A 16,291-nucleotide genomic window follows, 5' to 3' on the forward strand; every position below is an offset into this window, starting at 1 on the left:
GACGCGGCCCTCACCGGCCGCGTGCTTCCGGAGACTCTTCGCCCGCGAAGTTCGCGACCAGCGGCTTCCCGGAGATGGCATGTGACGTGAATCCGTCGGGGCCGGTGGGCCGGTCGCCGATGATTGTTACGCGGTGCAGGACCCGCTCGACGCCGTCCAGGTGGTCGATGTCCGGGGCTGCCAGGTGCGCGGTGGCCCGGTTGTCCCAGAACGCTACGGACCCCGGCTCCCAACCGAACCGCACCGTGTACTCAGGCCGGGTCACCTGCTCGAACAGTAGGGCCAACAGGGCGCTGCTCTCGGCCGGCGACAGCCCCAGGATCCGCGCGGTGCGCGACGGGTTGACGAACAGCGCGCGCTCTCCGGTCTCTGGATGAACCCGGACCACCGGGTGCACCGCGACCGGCGCGTCGTCGCCGATCATGTCGATGATCTTGCGGTCGACCGGGTGGGACGGATCCATCCGGTAGCCGGCGAAGAAGTTGTGCTCGGCTGTCAGGCCATCGCACAAATCCCGCATCGGGGCCGACAGTCCGTCGTAGGCGGCCACGAGGTTGGTCCATTGGGTGTCGCCGCCGAAGGGCGGGACGGTCTCGGCCCGCAGGATCGAAGCCGCCGGAGGATTTACCACGTGCGACATGTCGGTGTGCCAGCCGGTGATGCCCGAAGCCCATCGGAGCCGGTAGTGAGCTTCGTAGTCGACCCCGTACATGTCCCGGTCGATCTGCGGCGAAATCGTCAGGATCTGGGGGTACAAGTCGAGGGATTCGTTGCTCTGGGAACGCGATCGGACTGTCAGCGTCCCAAATCTCTGCCCCAGGGCGATGTGCGCAGGATGGTTCAGATTTTGGTTGCGAAAGAACAGGACCTTGTGGGCCAGCAGTTCCGCCCGCAGGTTCTCGATTGTGGCGTCATTGAGGTCGCCGGACAGGTCGATGCCGCCGACGTACGCACCGATGTGGCCGGCGGCTCGGCGCACGGTGAGCATGTCGGCCACGTCTGCTCTTGGCATGATCATTTCCCCTGTTTGTTAGCTGAGCGACGTCCCGATGACGTCCGGAAAGGGTCTGCGGCGCGAGTTCGGACCGATGTTGTTGGCCTCGATTCAGTCGCGCCGCACTTGCTCTCGTCCTGAAATTCAGGTCGTCAAGCCACAGCCACGGTGCCGGCGATCCCTAATTCACTGACCTCGGCCGAAAACAGCGGCGATATCAACCTCGGAAGCGGCTCCCGCTGCTGCGACATCAGCTTCGGTCGTTGGCTCTTCCCGGGCTAGACAGGGAAGCGGGGTGCCGGGTGCAACCGGTGTACGCAGCGAAACGGTGTAGGACACCCGCTCGGTGCGGGACACCTCCGGGAGTCGGACAGGAGCCGAAATAGTGCTACCTTCGGGCACGCAAACGAGCCACAAAGGACTTGAGGGCGACATGACCGCGTCGCACGAATCGCCGCTGCGTACCCATATGACTGCCCTCGGGTGGAGCCCTGAGCAGCTCATCGCCAGGATCAATGAGGTACGGCGCAAGCGCGGCGCATCGGCCCTGCACGCCAAGAGCGCCTACAAATGGGTGCAGGGCCGCCAGCCATCGGCGACGACCATGGGCGACATCGTCGCCGTCCTACACCTGCATCGAGGATTGCGTGTGACGCCCGCCGACTTAGGCTGGGATGGACCCGGCCGACGGTCCCATGCCCTCGATGACCCATACAACGTCACCGCCGGGGAGCTGTTACTGGCCAGCCAGGGAGACGACATGAAGCGCCGCAAGTTCGTGCTGCTGACCGGATCCGCAGTGACCGCGTGCGCCCTGGACCTCCTCCTGCCGGCAGCGCAGAACCTCAGGTCGGCGCTCGACGGCGATCGTGTGTCCACGTCGCTCCTGGCCAACATCGAGGCGTCCGTGCGGCGTAGCCGCGAATTGGACGACACCGAGGGCAGCAGGCCGGCACTCGTGTGGGCGGGTGGCCTGTGGAGCACACTCGGGCAAGTCGTCACCCGATGCTCGTACGGGGATGCCGAAGGTCGGCAACTTCACCGTCTCTACATCGAGATGTCCGAGACATACGGCTGGATGCTGTTCGACGCAGCCGAGCACGCGCGAGCTCAGCGGGTATACCTGACCGGGCTCCGGGTGGCCCGCGAGGCACGCTCCGATCCCGCGCTGCATCAGGCCACCGCGAACCTGCTAGCCTCGGCCGCCTACCAGGAATCCTGGCTGGGCCACCACACCGAAGCTGGCACGCTGATCGCGATAGCATCCGGCCGCAGCGACCTGTCGAGCCGTGTGCTGGCCGTGATCGCCCAGCGGGACATCACCATCGCCGGGCGCCGAGGCGACGTCGACGGCGTCAAGCGAGCTACCGCCCGCGCGCACGAGCAGCTCGGGGACGTCAGCCGTGGCGATCCGCCATGGTGGTCTGAGTGGCTGACCGCGGCGGCAGTCGACGGGGCGACCGGTCGAGCTTGGTTGGCTCTTAGCCGGCCCGACGACGCGGCCTCCTACCTGGCGCAGCGCGCCAACATCGCCACGAGTGCGTACCCGAGAGACCGCCTGCTCGCCCTCTGCGACCTGGCGTACGCCCGGCTACAGGTGAGCGATCCCGTAGCCGCGTGCGAACCGCTCGACCAAGCGCTGGACCTGACCGCAATAGTCGACTCGCCTCGGGTGGCGGGATACCTGGACGACGTGATTCGGCAGCTACGTGACACGAGCTGCGATCACGCGAAGGCCCGCGATGTGCTGAGGAAAGCCACGGTCGAGCACCGGCGTGCTTCTGGGCAAGGACCACTGGGCTAAGTCAACTCGGTACGCACGCCGCCCTGCCCGAACGGCTGTGCACCCGTCGCCGGCACATTGCTCCCCGTCGGAGAGTCGTCAAAATGCCCAGCTCACGGCCCAGTCGCCGTCCCTCGGGTACCGGACGGAAGACCCAGCGAGCCGACCGAACCGCGGCTAGCGCGGTGGCGCAGACCGCCAAACGGCCAGTCGGCGTTTACGTCAGCCGCCATCTCTGCCCAGGTAGCCACGCCGATCGCCTGATAGAGGCCTGGCCGATCGCCTGATAGAGGCCTGCACGTGTTGAATCGGACACCAGGTCGGAAGAGAGACGCTCGCCCAGGTTAGGCAGGCAGTACCCCAAGCGACCCGACGCCCTCCGGACGCCAAAATCCGAAGATCGTCGGTAAGCGCAGTCATATCAACGCCAGCATTCGCAGTTCAGAGGCTACATCTGTGGGCCGCCGGGGGCTCGAACCCCGAACCTACTGATTAAAAGTCAGCAGCTCTACCGATTGAGCTAGCGGCCCGCCGCGCCACAAGGTTACCCGAGGTTCTGTCGAGTAGCCGCGCGACTTAACCCTAGACGTGCTCCGGCCCTCGTCAAGGCACAGCACGCCGCGGCGCAGACGGTGGCACTCGCGCAGCTGGGTCCTCCCGGTTCGCCCGGCCGTAAGTGCTCGCTCCCACACGCCTGGTTGATGGCCTCGGACGGCGAGCCACGCAGCATGTGCAGAATCTGACCCGTCCCCGTACTGCAGCAGTGCGCTCGGTTCAGCGAGCCTGGATCGTGCCGGTTGCTGTCGATGGGCCGTTCAACGCAATGACCGCCCGGCAGTTCGCGACGCGGCAGAAAATCGTACTGATCCGGCGGGGCCGGATCGCCGTGCGCGGCACCGCCAGGCTTTACGACCGGCCCGCGCCGGGACAGCAGGGCAGGCTTCGTCGCGAACATGGCCTGGTCGGGGATGCCGGTGGCGGCGGTCGGGTTGATCGCGGCAGTTCTCCGCGGCGGGTAGAGGCGGCGATCATCCAGCGCACGCCTGTGCGAAGTGGGATCGGCCAAGCCCTCGTTGATCTGGAAATGGGTGGCAGCCAAGATGTTATGCCGCGCGTCCGACCGGGTGCACGCCCTTCTCCGGGAAGCCGGAGTTGTTGCTGGCCAGCGGCTGGTTCAACATCCGACACCGCCGCTCCAGCAGCCGCTCGATTGTTGAAGATCACCGACCGTCGAAGGCTTACGTTGTCGCCTGCGGCTGCCGCACGATCTCCGGTTGCTCACACAGCCCCGCCGGGACAGGTTGCGGTGCCCCTACCGGTCGGCCCTGGGGTGCTAGTGCCTTCATCGCAATCTCCTGGCGGCGTGCCAGGGCAGGGCTGTTCATCCTCAGCGCGTCGGGACGGCCGAGCCGCCCGTCGGCTGGCGTGATCATTCAGGCGAGAGGAGTTTTAGGTCCGCGGTCATGCAGGCGGCGACGTCCGCGTCGAGCTGCCGGCCGTGGGCGAAGGTCCAGCCGCCTCGGCGGAGGTTAGCGATGGTCTGGGTGAGGGCGCGCCGTGCGTAGACGACGCTCTCGTCGCTGCAGAGCACAACGTCGCCCTGCGCTGTGGTATGGCTGTTGCTCACGGCTTCGCCGAGCAGCGTCAGGCAGTTGCTGGCGTCGTCGAGGACTCCGACGGCCTCCCACTTGTCGTGGTCCCCCTGCGTGAGTCGGTCGTGGTTGAGGCTGACACACCGCACGGCTTGGGCGAGCGACGCGATGAGTCGGCCGGTAGCCGCCATGTTGAGCACCGCGGGGGAAGCGTTGGTGACCTCGCGTTCCTGCGCGTCATTCGCGTGCCTGAGGTGGGTTACGAGGCCGGCGATGTCAATTGCGGGAAGGTGTGACCGTACGAAGGTGTCTTCACGGATCCCGAGGGTCGCGGCGTTGGTGGTGACAAGTTCGGCGAGGACGCTCTGCGCGGTGCTCGCAGAGATGTCGAGGCCGTGACGTTGGCCCTCGTCGCGCAGCCGTTCGACCGTCTGCTGGAACTTGGTCATTCGACGCACGCGTCCTCCTCAGGTGGTGCTTCATCGCACGGTAGTAGGTAGCTGCCTCAGGAGCCAGGAGGCCGTCCACGCGGCCACCGTCGATCCAGAAGAGATAAGCCTGACTGCGACTGAACCCCGGAGCCTGTCCGGCTGGCGTTGGCGTCCTCGACCGAGGGGCGACGCGACCGGTGGAGCGCTGTGCTTCTGAGGGTGGAATTGGCGCAGCCCGGCGCTTACGCTCTGCTTTGACTCGGTCACGTTTCGTTTCGACGGGTGGGCTGGAGGGCTTATGAGCAAGCGGAAGTACCCAGCTGCGGTCGAAAAGGCGCTGTTCGTCTTGAGTCGCGGCTACTGCTACGCGCCTACCTGCAAGAGCGCGGTCTTCGAGATCGATGATGAGAATGACCCGTGCATCGTTGTGCAGATCGCTCACATCTGCGGTTATCCGAACGGCCCTCGATATGATCAGAAGTTGTACGAATCCGGACGGGTTGACCATTGGAGCAATCTCATCCTGCTGTGCAAGCCTCATCACGATAAGGTCGACGGGATCGAAACGAGAAAGAGGTACTCGTCAGACCTCTTGCACAAGTGGAAAAACGACCGAGAGTTGGATCTGCAGGAGAGCCTTGAGGGTCTGGGTAAAGTGACGCCGGATCAGGTCCGTGAAATTTTCGTCGACGTCGTAACCGACACTCGCGAACGAATTCTTGCTGACACCCGCGAGCTGATGTCGATCAGCAGGGCGACGGCTGACTTAGTTCAGGTGCTAGTGGACGAAGCTTACTCGCGTCCCATGCTCGACCCGAACACCGTCAGCGCACTTGAAGACGCCGCCCGCACCCTCGCCTTGGCGGAGAACGCGCCGCTGATGCTCGAATCCGCGCGATCACTGCAACTGCCTGAGTATGCGGTCCTTATGCACCAGGCAGGGCGTGAGCTGCAGCTTCCAGAATACGCATGGATGGTCCGCGACGCTGGACAGCGACTTCAGTTGCCTGAATACGCGTGGATGGTCCGCGATGCCAGCCAGACACTCCAGCTTCCTGAATACGCGCCCATGCTCGCGGAAGCGGCAGGCAAGCTTGCTAGCGCCACTGCGGAGGCGGCCAGTATCACTACCGCGGTCAACAGGTTTGAGTATTTCGCAGAGTCAGTGGCCGAAATGGAGCGAGTAGCGCAACAGGCATCGCGCGCGGCTGGCCACATCCAAGCCCAGAAGCACATCGTGACCGCCCTTCAGCAGGCATCGCAGAACCTCGCCTACCAACGGCAGAAGGGAACCCCGGGAAGCCGGTTGAAACTTTTTTTAGCGGGATCGGCTTTCGGAGCGGCTTTCATCCTGGCTGTTCTTGGGTACTTCTGGTTTGGGACAGGCAAGTAAACGGCGCTGACGACGTTCCTGGGCCGGTCGGCATCAAGCGTGCGTGAGCTGGGCGTGAACGGCAACGCTGTGGTTAAGGCGCAGCACCACCCTCGGATCGCGCATGGCGCTGTCGAAGTTGTCTAGATCGCTGGTGGTGAGCCCGGCGTTGATGAGTTGCTCGCGCAGGTGTTGGGCGCGGTGGCGGTAGCGGGTGCATCCGGGTCCGCCGCCGCGGCTGGTCTCGGTCAAGGTGGCGGCACAGACGTGGTCCATGCCGAGGCCGATGAGCAGCCGGGCGGTGTCGTCGGCCGACCGCGGCACAGCGGGCGCGGCAGCAAGGTGATTGACCGCCAGGACCACTGTCTCGACGACGCTCGCGGCCTGTTCGGGGGCGCTGTAGATGACCGGCGGTACGTCAATGATGCTGGCGAGGATGAGCCATCCTCCGGGGCGCAGCAGCGCGGTCAGGAGCGCGAGAGTGTCATCGCGGTCCGGGCGCTCGGCGAGTACGACGTCGAAGCCGCCCGGCTCGGCGGGGTAGTGCGCCGCGCCGGTGCGCGTGTGCACGGTGACAAGGCCGCCGTGCGGTCCGACCACACCGGTCACGTACCGCCGGTCGGCGTCTCCGGTGAGGTCGAGAACCCGCTGCCCGGCGCGGACCCCAACCCGGCTGATCTGGTCGGTCAATGTCCGGGTGAGCGTCGTACGCGCCGCCGCAGGCCACTGCTGCCCTTCGGGGAGTCCGTCGACGTGGTTGTCGGGGTCGGCGGGGTTGATGGCGTCGGTCATGAGGCTGCGCTCCCATCCTCGGTTTCGGTCGGAGGAACATGTCCCGGGTCGGTGATGCCGACTGTGTGGCTGGCGGCGTGTCGTGCCGCTTCATCGGGTGAAGATTGTTGCCCCAGGCTGTGGTGGGTGTCGTCGGTTTCGGCGGAGCTGTCCTGCTCCATGGCGGCGAGGTGGCTGATCATCCGCGCCGTTGCGGGATGCGCGGGGTGAGCACGTCGGTGCGCGGTGATGGTGTCTGCGAGCAGGCCGCGGGCGCGGGCTCGGTGGCCGAGCTGCTGGAGGACGAGGGCGAGGCTGGCCTGCGCGGCGAGGGTCGGATGGGCGTCGGGGCCGGCGGTGGCGGTGAGTTGTTCAGTGAGGTGGCGGTAGAGGTAGTAGGCCTGCTGGCGGTGGCCTGCGTACCGGTGGGCGGCGGCGCGGGTGTGCAGGGCGGCCAGCGTCTTCGTGGCGGCGGGGCCGTGTAGATGGGTGTAGGCGTGGTGGGCGTAGGTGGCCCAGCGGATCGCCGATGCGGGGTGTCCGAGGCGGAGGAGCACATCGGCCTGCAGGTGGGCGGCGGCGGCGTGTTCGGGATCGGCGGGGGCGGCACCGGGGTCGACGGCGGCGAGCGCGGCGTGCAGCAGCTCGCGGGCGTACGCGGGGTTGGTGGCGGCGACCGTGCGGGCTTGTTTGAGGTGCCTGGGGGGCCGCGTGATGTCGATGGCGACGGTCCGCCAGGTGATGTGCAGGTCGGCGGGTTGGCGCCCCACGGCCACGCGGCTGATCACCCGGCCCGCGTAGGCGGCTGCGGCCTCGCGGCTGTAGGCAACGGTGGCGGCCGGCAGGATGCGCGGTGTGTGCTGAAGCACGGCCCGGCCAATGATGTCGACGATCCGTGCGGCGGGCAGCGGCGAGCGTGAGCAGCCGGGCGGGCAGTCATAGCCCGCACCTGCGGTGGCGGTAAGGATCACGGTCATGCGCTGGCAGCACAGACGGCACCACAGCAGGCCGGGAGGCAGCGACAGCAGAACTTCGCCGTCAGTCTCGCTGTGCTGGTGTTGTCGCGCAGCGGCCACGACCATGGGGCTGCGGGCCGCGTGCTGCTGGCCGGCTGGCCGCGCGGGGATGGTGCTCACGGTGTTCGGGTGCTCCCGGGAAGTCGGCATATCGGCGGTCCTTGGCATGGCGGCGCTCAGCTGCGCGTTTCGGAGGGCTCACGTGACGCGTCGTGCGGGCTGGTAGGTGCACACGACGCGTTGCTCGGGCCGGGGTGGGTGGCTCGCCGCGTGCTGTACCTGGCGGCGGATCGGCTCGGGGTGCTTGCGGGCGAGGCGGGGTGCCGTGGCAGTAGTGGTAGGCGGCGAGGCCGGTATCGGCGCAGTCGCGGTATGTCCCGGCGAGCCGGATGTGCATCCGCTGTCGCGCCGTGTCTGCCTCGCCACTGTTGCCGTCGTCGGCAGCGGTGGGCGCTGCGGTGACGGCGGCATCAGCGAGTTGGTGCGGGGAGCCCACGGTGTCCTTTCTTCGTCCGGGCGGCAGGTGTGGTGGCCGGCGGCGGCGAACGGGGGAAGCGCCGCCGCCGGCCACGCCGGCGTCCCGCCCCTTCTGCGGGCGGTCGGCCGGCTCGGCCGCCGGGAAGGTCGGCGGCCGTCGCGCCCCGGTTGGCTGGCTGCCGAGGCCGAGCCGTTCGGGGCGTGGGATGCGGGCGTGGCAGTGTTGCCACGCCCGCGGGTCAGTGGGGTTTGCGGGCGGTCGTGGCGGCGAACTCGTAGCCGCGCACCAGCACCGTTGGGTCGGTCATCATGTCGCTGAATCGGTCGAGGTCGCCTGCGCTGAGGTTGGCGGCGAGGAGCTGCTCGCGTAGTTGCCTGGCGTGGTCGGCATACAGGCGGCAGCCCGGGCTGCCGCCGGCCCAGGTCTGCGCGACCCAGCGGGTGCGGACCTCATTGAGGCCGACGTCGAGCAGCAGCCCGGGAACCTTTTCGCCCCAGTGCAGGTCGACGCCACGCTCGGCGAGGACGTCGAGGATGGTGTGCACGATCCTCACGATCAGATCGGCGTCGCCGGCGGTGGGGGCGTAGGGGACGGTGGTGCGGGCGTAGACGATGTCGCCGAGCACGAGCCGCCCGCCGGGGCGCAACGCGGTCACCATCTGTTCGAGCAGCCGTGCGCGGGTGGGCAGGTACGCCAGGACGCAGCGGGCGGTGATGACGTCGAGGCTGCTCGCCTTGACGGGCAGACGTTCAGTGCGCAGGTCGCGCTGGTAGACGTTCAGCTCGTCGCTCGGGCTGAGGAAGGTGGTGTCGAGGTCGACGGCGCTGACCGCGCCGGTGGGGCCGACGCGTTCGCGTAGGTGCCGGGCGACGGATCCGGCGCCGGCTCCGACGTCGAGGGCGTTGTGTCCGGTGCCGACGCCGACGTGCTGGAGGTCGTCGATGGTGATCGGGTCGAGCATCTCCTGCAGCGGCTGCAGGTGGGTGGAGGTGTTACGGAACTGGTAGGGCTGCGTCGCGGTGGTGGTCATCTCACGGTCCTCTCCTCAGTCGCGGTGATGGGTGCGAGGGTGCAGGGCTGGTCGGGGCGCGCGATGTACCTGCTCTGCCGGCGGGGCGTCATCAGGCCCGTCTGCCGCACGGGCGTGGTGTCGTCGGCGGTGGTGGATGGTTCCTCCCACCAGCGGCGCTCGGCGTGCGTGCGGGTCAGCAACAGCCAGTAGTCCGACAGCTGCCAACCCAACGGCGTGTGCGTGGCCCGTTCGTAGGCCAGCACCTGCCCGGTGCTCGGCTGCAGAATCAGCAGGGCTCGCTCGGTGCCGTTGGCGCTCATGGCCGCTACGCCGATACCGGTGCGGCCGGCACGGTCCACCAGGGCTGGGTAGGCGGTCAGCCCTGGGGTGTGCGCCAGTTCCGTCACCGCGAGTCGGCGCCCGGCTGGTCCCGGGCTGCGCCACGCGGCCAGCCGGGCGAGGCCATGGATGATCCGGTCACCGCCGCCGTGGCCAGCAAGCACGTTTACGCTGTAATGGAAGAAGTCGCTGGTGGTGAAGGCCCCCGACACAGTCAGGAGGGTGAGATCTCCCGGCAGCCAAAAATCGTGCATGACGCCAGGCCAGGGATCCGGAAAGTCGCTGGTCAGGGCTGCGCCGGATTTATCGTCGTGGTACCAGCGCACCACGTCGCGCGTTGCCGGCTCACCCTCGTCGAGATGCCAGCTACGCAGCCGCACCACGTCGAACCGACCGCTCACCCCGTCGCAGATCTCCGGTGCGATCCGCTGAGCCAGATTTTGCAGCACGCCGGGTGCCGCCCGCGGGTACGCAAGGACCGTCGCCGGCGGCATGGCGGCGGTAGCGGCCAACTCAGCCGATGGCGCCGGATCCGGCACCGCGCAGCCGGCCTCGACGCCCATCAGGGCTGACACATCCGGCTTCGCCGGGACGAGGACGCCGGGGAAGGCCAGCGCCAGGGCCATCACGGTGCCGCCCGCAGCGGCGACGCCGCGCCGGCGCGGGGCCGTCGTCGGTGCGATGGACGCCTCCTCGCCTCCCGCACCGGGGTAGAGAGCGGCGACGGTCGGGTCGGCGCGCACGGTGTCAGCGGGTCCGTCGGTGTGGCGGCGGCCCTGGTGCAGCACGGTGATCCAGTCGGCCAGGGCCGCGACGACGCTCAAGTGCTGTTCGACGAGCACCACAGCCATCCGCCGCGGCAGCGCGCCGAGGACGTCCAGAAGACGGGCGGTGTCGGTGTCAGTGAGACCGGCGGCGGGCGCGTCCAGCAGAAGCACACGGGGCTGTCCAGCCAGGGCAACGGCCAGGTCGAGCATGCGGCGGCGCCCGTGTGGCAGGACCGCGGCGGGGTGGTCGGCGTACTCGATGAGGCCGACGAGGTTCAGCAGCTCCAGGGGCGTGCGCTCGGGCTGGTAGCGATGGTGCCAGCCGCCCATGCGCACACAGTCGAGCACCGACAGCCCGGGGTAGACACTGGCATGTTCAGCAGTCCGTCTGATGCCGTTGCGCGCTCGCCACGTGCCTCCGCGGCGGGTGATGGTCTGCCCGTTGTAGATGATGGTGCCGCTGCGTGCGCGGGTGGTGCCGGCGAGGAGGTTCAGCAGGGTGGACTTCCCGGCGCCGGTGGGGCCGATAACCGCATGTCGGTCGCCGGGGGCAACGCTGAAGATATCCAGGTCCAGCACGGTCGACCGCTGGTACTCGTGCCGCAGGCCCCTCGCGGTCAGGCCAAAGCTGAGAGCGCGCTCGACGTCAGCAACACTGCGCCGCGAGGGCACCGGCTCCGGATCAATGCGGTGAATGATCTTCACGGGGTGCTCCTCACGGGTCGGACCGCGCTGCTGCTCGCGTCGCCGGGCGTGCTGGTGCAGGCGGCGGTGGTGAGCAGGACAGCCGTCGACGCGAGCGCGGCGATGCGGCGTCGCATCGGTGTGGGCGTCATCGTGTGCTCCTTGCCGGAGGGTTCGAGGGGTGAAGGTCAGGATGTCGGCGGGCTGCTCGCTGCGGTGGCTTTCGCGGGCGTGGTCCTGGTGCGCGTGAGGACGTGTTCGACGAGGGCGATGAGCAGGTCGCGGACGCTGTCGCGGTCGCGGGCGTCGATGGTGACGACGGGCACGTCCGCGGTGATGGCCAGGGCGTCGCGGACTGCGTCGGCGGGGTGAATCTGCCCGTCGGGGAACTGGTTGACGGCGATGACGAACGGCAGGTCGGCGTTCTCGACGTAGTCGAGGTGACGGAAGGATTCCTGCAGCCGGCGGGTGTCGACCAGGACCACCGCGCCGACGGCGCCGCGGGCGATGGCGTCCCACATGAACCAGAACCGGTGCTGCCCGGGCGTGCCGTAGACGTAGACGGTAACGCCGTTGATCTCCAGTCGGCCGAAGTCCATCGCGACGGTCGTGGTGGTCTTCGCCGGCGTGTGGGTCGTGTCGTCGGCGGTGTTCGCGGTGGTCATGACCGCCTCCGTGGTCAGCGGCGCGATCTCGGACACCGCGCCGACCAGGGTGGTCTTCCCGACGCCGAACGGGCCGGTGAGCACGATTTTCAGCCGCGACGCGTCAGCAGGCGCGCGCACCGCCACGGCGCTGGACGTGCTCATCGGGGACCGTATCCGCCGGCGGCGAGGGTGCCGGCGAAGGCCGGGGTCAGCTGGTCGCGGACCTGGACGGCGAAGCGGTGCAGCTCCTGGGTCACGAACGCGAGGTCAGCGTTGGGTTTGGTCAGCGTGAGCAGCGACGCGCCGCTGCTGACGGTGACCAGCAAAAGGAAACCATTCTCCAGGGTGGTGATGTTGCCTTCCACCGCACCGCCGTCGAGGTCGCGGGCCGCGCCGTTGACGAGACTGGTCATTCCTGCGGCGATCGCGGCGAGCCGTTCGGCGGCCTCCCGGTTGAGGGTGTCGGTCCAGGCCAGCAGCAGGCCGTCAGCGGACACCGCCACGGCCCGGCTCACCCCGGGGATCCGGGCGAGGTTGGTGCTCAGCAGTTGGCTCAGGTGCCTGCTCATGGTTGACCTTCCGCGGGGGAGTGGCGGCCGAGGCCGCGTTGGTAGGCGGCTGCCACGTCGGCCTGCCGCTTGGAGGGGCGCCGGGGCGGCTCGGGGTCGGGCGGCGGCGGCGGTGTGAATACGGCCATGGGCCGTCGCACCGGCAGGCCGCTGATCGTCCTCTCGGCCTCATCCGTCGTGGCCAGGTGAGCTGGGCCGGGGTCGGCTTGCAGGTGGACGGTGGTGCCGTCTTCGAACCACGGCGATGGTGGAGGTTGCCGCCGGGCTGCCTCGTTGAACACTGGGGTGGCCTCTCGCTGCATCGCCCACTGCCTGCGGGTGATCGTCGGCAGCGGCTGGGTGGGGCTGTCGCCGACCAGGGGGGTCTCCGGCCGGCGGGGTGCGGGGATCGGCGCCGGCTGCCGGGGCGGAGCGGGGCGGGGCAGGGTGAGCGTGGAGGCGGGGGTGCCGCCCGGTGCCCGGCGCCCGGCGATCGCAGGCGCGGGTAGTACGGCCGGTGGCGCGGGCGTGATCAGCAGCCGCTCGGCGGGGATCTCCACTTCGGCGACGGTGCCCTGCTGCTGTCCTGGCAGCAGCCGCACCGACAGTCCGTGTGCGGCGGCGAGGACCGCGACGGTGGCCAGTCCCTGGCGGCGAATGTGCTCGACGTCGATCTGCGGCGTCGGCGCGGCGAGCTCGACGTTCAGCCGCGTCATCAGCTCAGGGGCGATGCCGGTCCCGGCGTCGACAATCTGCAGGATCACCCGGTTGCCGAGCAGGTGTCCGGTGATCAGCGCGTTGCCGGGGTTGTAGCGGGTGGCGTTGTCCAGCAGCGATGCCACCAGGTGCACCAGGTCGTCGACCATGGACGGCGGCACCATGATCCGGTCGTCGACGACGCCGATGTCGACGCGCAGGTATTCCTGGATGAGGCCCTGCGCCGCTTGGGCGACCGTGACCAGCGAGGCCGGTTCCGAGCGCACGGTGCCGACGGAGCGGCCCGAGAGCACCAGCAGACTCTGCGTGTTGTGCAGCAGCTGCGCGGCGAGGTGGTCCAGCGCGAACAGGGTGCTCAGGGTCGCCGCGTCGGCCTCGTCGCGTTCGGCCGTGTCGAGGGCATCGAGCAGTCGTCGGGTCATGCTCTGGCAGCGGCGCCCCACGGCCTCCACCGCGGCAGAGGCAACCCTTCGCTGCCGGGCCAGGTCCGTGGCGACGTGGTGGGTGACCAGGGCGAGGCTGTCGAACGCTGCCGTGACGTCGTCGATCTCATCGCGGCGTGCGCCGGCGAGCAGCGCGGCCGGCGCGGGCGACATCACCGCCGCCGTGTCCGTTGGGTCAGCGTTCGAGGCCCGCCGCACGATCTCTGGCAGGTCGTGTTCGGCCATGCCGGACACGGCGTCGCGGACCCGCCGCAGCCGCCGCGTCAGCGTCCTGCCCTGGCGCACCGTCGTCACCGCGGCCAGGGCCACCAGCGCGACGGCGACCGCGCCGAGCACCAGGGTGCTTGTCCACTGCCCCTCACGCCGGCGGTCCACGTCAGCGGCGATGTCCGCGTCGATGCGGGTCCGCAGCTGGTGCAGCCGATCGCGTCGGTCACTACTGGCGCGCGTCCAGGCGCCCGCGTCGACGCGCGACCGTGATCCGACAGGTGTGCGGGCCACGTCGTCGTCGAGGCGCTGCGCCGTGAGGATCTGCGGGCCGGTCGACGCCTGATCCAGCCACATCCGCCACTGCTGGGGGGAGCGCTGCCCTGCGGTCAGCAACGCCTCGTCGTAGGCCGCCCGCGTCGCCGCGAGGTCCTGCTGCGCCGCCAGCGTCAGGACACCGGTAGTAGCGGCCAGAACCGACTCCTGGTGGATGCCCGCGAACTCCGAAGCCCGCGACACCGCTGCCGCGACGCGCAGCCGATCCGCGAGGTTGCTGTCGGCGCCCCCGACCTGCCCCACGCTCTCGCGGATCATCAGGCCGTGGGCGACCGCGACGCGGTAGCGCGCCAGCACCGCCGAGCGCGACACCGACCGGCCGCGGATCTGCTCGCGCAACGCCGGCAGCAGCGCAAGCTGCGCATCGAAGGGCCCGCACAACCGGGTGGTGTCCCGGTCGCCGGTTAGACGGCTGCGGCGTTGCCTGTAGCCCTCGATCGCTGCGTCCGAGCGGCTGAACTGCTCGAGCAGCGGGTCGACGCGGAAATCGGCCGTCAGGAACTGCGCGGCGAGGAAGCGTTCGCGGTCAAGCTCGGCGAGCGCGTCACCCGCGGCCGTCGAGGCCGCGACCAGCGACTGCAGCCGCTCTGCGGCGATCACCTGTCGGCCGGTGGACACCACCGCCCACATCCCGAAGACCAGCGTCGCCACCAGCGGGATGACCAGCAGGAGAGCTAGCCTCCTGGCAACGGGCACCTCAGCTCCATCCTCGCGTCGATCGCGCAGACGCCACGCCGCGACCTGCGCCGGTCATCGGGCATTCCTCGCGGGTGCGCTCTGCGTGGCCAGGGCGGCGGCGTTGGCCGGCCAGGCTTCGTGCCGCGGCCGCGGGTTACGGCGCAGGGTGGCGATAACCGGTCCGTCGGGCAGAGCGACCTGCGGCAGGGGCTGGTAGCCGTACCGCTGGTACAACTCAGGGGTGCCGGTGAGGGTCTCGGTCCAGGACGGCAGGTCGGTACGGCCGAGACGCGCCTCGTGGTGAGCGAGCATGGCCGCATCAAGGCCGCGGCGCTTCCCGGCCGGTGTGACGGCCAGGATCGCCAGGTGGTAGTGCGCCTCGGTGGTGCGAACCTGGGTCAGCAACTGGTCGAGCAGCTTGAACCGCTGCGCATGCGCTCCCGCGGCGACGGTGAGACGGTCGTCATAGTTCGCCGGCGGCGGGAGGTCGCGATAGCGGTTGAAGCCGACGGCGGCGGCGCTCAGGTCGTCGGTGACCTGGATGTCGCCAAAGAAGATCGCGTGTTCCAACCAGATCGCCGCGACGCCGGTCAGAACCTTGATGCGGATCGTCGACTCGGGCACCAGCCAGGCCGCGAGCGGACCGGTGTGCAGGGCCTCGGCGACGACAGCGGCGACCTGCTCCTGCTCCGGCCAACGGGCGGTGCGGATACGCGGGGTGTCATTCATCAGACCTCCAACAACAATGGGACGGGGCCAACGAGCACGGCAGCGCTGGAGTTAGCGGTAGGCGGCCGTTGCGAGATCACCGACGGCGGCATCGACCGCTGCGGTGATCTCGCAAACCGGGCGGTGGTGCTGCCCGGCGACCACCCGCAGCCGGGCCGCAACCGCGGCGGTGTCCTCACCGAGATACAGGTGAGAGGTCAAGCCCAGGGTCACGACGAGCCCCGCGAGCGCGGCGGTGTGATTGGTGGGCTCATGACGCCCGGCCGCGAGGTGCCGCAGCCGGGCCCGGGCGACGACCGCCCACCGGGTATCCGTCGACAGGTAGCAGTCGATGCGGGCGAGGCCGCCGAAACGGCGGCGGACCTCGTGCCGCAGGATTCCCGCTTCCTGAAGGCCCGCGCGGGTGCGCTCGTACAGGTCCTCGGCGAACCCGCGCAGCCACGGCCGCAGCGGCGGCGCGGACCGGGCCTGACGCAGCGACGCGATGGCGGCATCGGCGACTAGGTCCCCGACCGGCTGGTCCAGGTGCAGCCCCACACACTGCTCACCGTCGGAGCCGCCGTCTCCGGATGCGAGACCGACGCGCCCGGCGAGGAACAGATCGATCAAGACCGCGCCCGCCAGGCCGACAGCCAGAGCCTGCCGGTACAGGTGCGGCTGGCCGGTGTCGTCGTCGTGCCCGAGCAGGAACAACTCGTCACGCAACGGCAGAGGAGCACTCGCCGAGGTCATCGCCGCAGCCCCGTC

At 69.2% G+C, this 16,291-nt stretch carries 14 protein-coding genes and 1 tRNA gene; 2 read left to right on the plus strand and 13 right to left on the minus strand.

Annotated features, from left to right (window positions below; all coding sequences use genetic code 11):
* Positions 1–10 precede the first annotated feature (10 nt).
* Positions 11–988 (minus strand): TauD/TfdA family dioxygenase, encoded by a 978-nt coding sequence (locus tag ABZS40_RS29955; protein ID WP_354947107.1) that lies wholly within the window; start codon positions 986–988, stop codon positions 11–13.
* Positions 989–1,427: 439 nt separating this feature from the next.
* Here ABZS40_RS29955 and ABZS40_RS29960 point away from each other — a divergent pair, with 439 nt between their 5' ends.
* Positions 1,428–2,798 (plus strand): hypothetical protein, encoded by a 1,371-nt coding sequence (locus tag ABZS40_RS29960; RefSeq protein WP_354947040.1) that lies wholly within the window; start codon positions 1,428–1,430, stop codon positions 2,796–2,798.
* A gap of 436 nt (positions 2,799–3,234) precedes the next feature.
* Here ABZS40_RS29960 and ABZS40_RS29965 read toward each other — a convergent pair.
* Positions 3,235–3,307: transfer RNA gene (locus tag ABZS40_RS29965), tRNA-Lys, on the minus strand.
* Positions 3,308–4,206: 899 nt separating this feature from the next.
* Positions 4,207–4,818 (minus strand): hypothetical protein, encoded by a 612-nt coding sequence (locus ABZS40_RS29970; protein ID WP_354947042.1) that lies wholly within the window; start codon positions 4,816–4,818, stop codon positions 4,207–4,209.
* A 280-nt stretch (positions 4,819–5,098) separates the two neighbouring features.
* Here ABZS40_RS29970 and ABZS40_RS29975 point away from each other — a divergent pair, with 280 nt between their 5' ends.
* Entirely contained in the window at positions 5,099–6,193 is a 1,095-nt protein-coding gene (locus tag ABZS40_RS29975) for an HNH endonuclease signature motif containing protein (RefSeq protein WP_354947044.1), read from the plus strand.
* Positions 6,194–6,226: 33 nt separating this feature from the next.
* On the opposite strand, the gene ABZS40_RS29980 is transcribed toward ABZS40_RS29975, so the two are convergent.
* The 10 genes from ABZS40_RS29980 to ABZS40_RS30025 all read right to left on the minus strand — a co-directional run bounded on the left by ABZS40_RS29980 (position 6,227) and on the right by ABZS40_RS30025 (position 16,276).
* On the minus strand, positions 6,227–6,964 hold the full coding sequence (locus tag ABZS40_RS29980; RefSeq protein ID WP_354947045.1) for a hypothetical protein: 738 nt from the start codon (positions 6,962–6,964) through the stop codon (positions 6,227–6,229).
* Positions 6,961–7,920, minus strand: a complete 960-nt coding sequence (locus ABZS40_RS29985) for a tetratricopeptide repeat protein (RefSeq protein ID WP_354947047.1) — start codon at positions 7,918–7,920, stop codon at positions 6,961–6,963. The genes ABZS40_RS29980 and ABZS40_RS29985 overlap by 4 nt, the downstream gene beginning before the upstream one ends.
* A 755-nt stretch (positions 7,921–8,675) precedes the next feature.
* The gene (locus ABZS40_RS29990; protein ID WP_354947049.1) at positions 8,676–9,467 is read right to left on the minus strand and encodes a methyltransferase domain-containing protein; all 792 of its coding nucleotides are present in this window, start codon (positions 9,465–9,467) and stop codon (positions 8,676–8,678) included.
* Complete coding sequence (locus ABZS40_RS29995) at positions 9,464–11,260, minus strand: ATP-binding cassette domain-containing protein (RefSeq protein ID WP_354947051.1); 1,797 nt, start codon at positions 11,258–11,260, stop codon at positions 9,464–9,466. The genes ABZS40_RS29990 and ABZS40_RS29995 overlap by 4 nt, the downstream gene beginning before the upstream one ends.
* Positions 11,257–11,391, minus strand: a complete 135-nt coding sequence (locus ABZS40_RS30000; RefSeq protein WP_354947053.1) for a hypothetical protein — start codon at positions 11,389–11,391, stop codon at positions 11,257–11,259. Before ABZS40_RS30000 ends, ABZS40_RS29995 begins: the two co-directional genes overlap by 4 nt.
* A gap of 36 nt (positions 11,392–11,427) precedes the next feature.
* The gene (locus ABZS40_RS30005; protein ID WP_354947055.1) at positions 11,428–12,048 is read right to left on the minus strand and encodes an ATP/GTP-binding protein; all 621 of its coding nucleotides are present in this window, start codon (positions 12,046–12,048) and stop codon (positions 11,428–11,430) included.
* On the minus strand, positions 12,045–12,455 hold the full coding sequence (locus tag ABZS40_RS30010; RefSeq protein ID WP_354947057.1) for a roadblock/LC7 domain-containing protein: 411 nt from the start codon (positions 12,453–12,455) through the stop codon (positions 12,045–12,047). The genes ABZS40_RS30005 and ABZS40_RS30010 overlap by 4 nt, the downstream gene beginning before the upstream one ends.
* Positions 12,452–14,833 carry an ATP-binding protein gene (locus ABZS40_RS30015; RefSeq protein ID WP_354947059.1) on the minus strand — a complete coding sequence of 794 codons (2,382 nt, stop codon included), beginning with the start codon at positions 14,831–14,833 and terminating at the stop codon, positions 12,452–12,454. The genes ABZS40_RS30010 and ABZS40_RS30015 overlap by 4 nt, the downstream gene beginning before the upstream one ends.
* Positions 14,834–14,887: 54 nt before the next feature.
* On the minus strand, positions 14,888–15,544 hold the full coding sequence (locus tag ABZS40_RS30020; RefSeq protein ID WP_354947061.1) for an N-acetyltransferase: 657 nt from the start codon (positions 15,542–15,544) through the stop codon (positions 14,888–14,890).
* Between the two features lie 51 nt (positions 15,545–15,595).
* Entirely contained in the window at positions 15,596–16,276 is a 681-nt protein-coding gene (locus ABZS40_RS30025) for a GPP34 family phosphoprotein (protein WP_354947063.1), read from the minus strand.
* Positions 16,277–16,291: the final 15 nt, after the last annotated feature.

The sequence above is a fragment of the Micromonospora sp. NPDC005324 genome, from assembly GCF_040607155.1.
Classification (GTDB): domain Bacteria; phylum Actinomycetota; class Actinomycetes; order Mycobacteriales; family Micromonosporaceae; genus Micromonospora; species Micromonospora trifolii.